Source organism: Actinosynnema sp. NPDC023658 (assembly GCF_040639995.1).
Lineage (GTDB): Bacteria > Actinomycetota > Actinomycetes > Mycobacteriales > Pseudonocardiaceae > Actinosynnema.
This window is the reverse complement of record NZ_JBFAAX010001002.1, coordinates 1-1,956: the sequence shown is the minus strand read 5'-3', so window position 1 is coordinate 1,956 and position 1,956 is coordinate 1. Positions and strand designations below refer to the sequence as shown.

Annotated in this window: 1 protein-coding gene; it reads left to right on the top strand. The window is 74.2% G+C overall.

What is annotated here, in order from left to right:
* A partial coding sequence (locus tag AB0G02_RS37390) for a WD40 repeat domain-containing protein (RefSeq protein ID WP_360804392.1) occupies positions 1-1,908 on the top strand: 1,908 nt, incomplete at its 5' end.
* Positions 1,909-1,956 lie beyond the last annotated feature (48 nt).

Genomic DNA, 1,956 nt, shown 5'->3' with positions numbered 1-1,956 from the left:
GTCGCCCGCGCGGCACTCGTCGTGCTCAGCGTCGCGGCGTCGACCGCGGCCCTGGTCGCCTACCAGCAGCAGGGCAAGGCCGTGCAGCAGCGCGACGCCGCGGTCTACAACCGCGTCCTGGCCGAGGCCGACCAGCTCCGCGGCACGGACGCTTCCCTGTCCGCGCAGCTGTCCCTGCTGGCGCACCGGATGCGCCCCAACGACGACACCTACACCCGCCTGCTCACCGCCGGCCAGGTCCCGCTGTACACGAGGTTGACCGGCCACACCGAGAACATCAACCAGCTCGCGATCACCCCCGACGGGCGGACGGTCGCGTCGATCGGGGCCGATTCGACCGTGCGGCTGTGGGACCTCACCGACCCGCACCACCCCGCGCCGATCGCTGAACCGCTGCCACTGCCCGACATCGGGTGGGCCGTCGCGTTCAGCCCCGACGGCCGGGTGCTCGCGACCACCGACTCGAAGTCCGCGCGGCTGTGGGACGTGTCGAACCCCGCGCGCCCGGCGGCCCTCGCTCCCCTGGACGGCCACGACGGCGCGGTGTTCACCACGGCGTTCAGCCCGGACGGCCGGGTCCTGGCCACCGGCGGGCTGGACCGGACGATCCGCCTGTGGGACGTCACCAACCCGACGCGCCCGTCGCTCGTGGGAGAGCCGTTGACGCAGGACGGCAGCGTGGCGGCGATGGTGTTCAGCCCCGACGGCCACACCCTGGTGACGGCGCAGGGCCCCGTGCGGAACTCCCGCGACCAGAGCGTGCGGCTGTGGAACGTCACCGATCCCGCGCACGTGGTGCCGTCGTCGGAGCCGCTGGTCACCGGGCACGCCAACCCCGTGCTGTCCCTGGCGTTCACCCCGGACGGCCGCACGCTCGCGACCGGCAGCGCGGACTCCACCACGCGACTGTGGAACGTCACCGATCCCGCGCGGCCCACGTACGCGAACCAGTTGCTGAGCGGCACGGCCCGGATGATCATGGCGCTGCGGTTCAGCCCGGACGGGCGGATCCTCGCGACCGGCGCCAGCGACGCGACCACGCAGCTGTGGAACGTGGCCGAGCCGACCCGGCCGGTCGCACTCGGACCGCCCCTCAGCGGCCACAGCGGCGCCGTGTCGTCGGTGCTGTTCGGTCCCGGCGGCTCGACCCTGGTCACCGCGGGCTACGACCGCTCGGTCGAGGTGTGGGACCTGCCGGGCACGTGGCTCGACGGGCACACGTCGTTGGTGAACGCGATCGCGTACCGGCCGGACGGCCGCGTGTTCGCCACGGGGTCGGCCGACACGACCGTGCGGCTCTGGCGGGCGGACGACCCACCGCGCGAACTGGGCCGGCCGATGACCGGGCACACCGCGAACGTCACCGCGGTGGCGTTCAGCCCGGACGGGAACACCCTCGCCGCGGTCGGGAACGACCAGACGCTGAGGCTCTGGAACGTCGCTGACCCGGAGAGCCCGACCGTGCTCGGCCGCCCGTGGAAGGTGCACGACGGCGCGGTGACGGACGTGGCGTTCAGCCCGGACGGACGGGTCCTCGCGACGTCCGGCGGCGACGCGACCGTGCGGCTGTGGGACATCACCGACCCGGCCCGCCCCACCCGGCTGGCCGAGCCGCTGACCGGGTTCTCCCTCCAGGTGCAGACGGTGGCGTTCAGCCCGGACGGGCACACCCTGGCCGCGGGGGGTGTGGACCGCACCGTCCTGCTGTGGAACGTCACCGACCCGGCCCGCCCCTCCCCCGTCCACACGCTCACCGGTCACACCGGGACCGTCTTCAGCATCGAGTTCAGCCCGGACGGGCGGACGCTCGCCTCGGGGGGCGCGGACTCCGCGGTTCGGCTGTGGGACGTCGCCGCGCCCGAGCGCGCCACGCCGATCGGCGGACCGATCACCGGCCACACGACGTAGGTGACGGCGCTGGCGTTCAGCCCGGACGGCCACAGACTCGCCACCGCG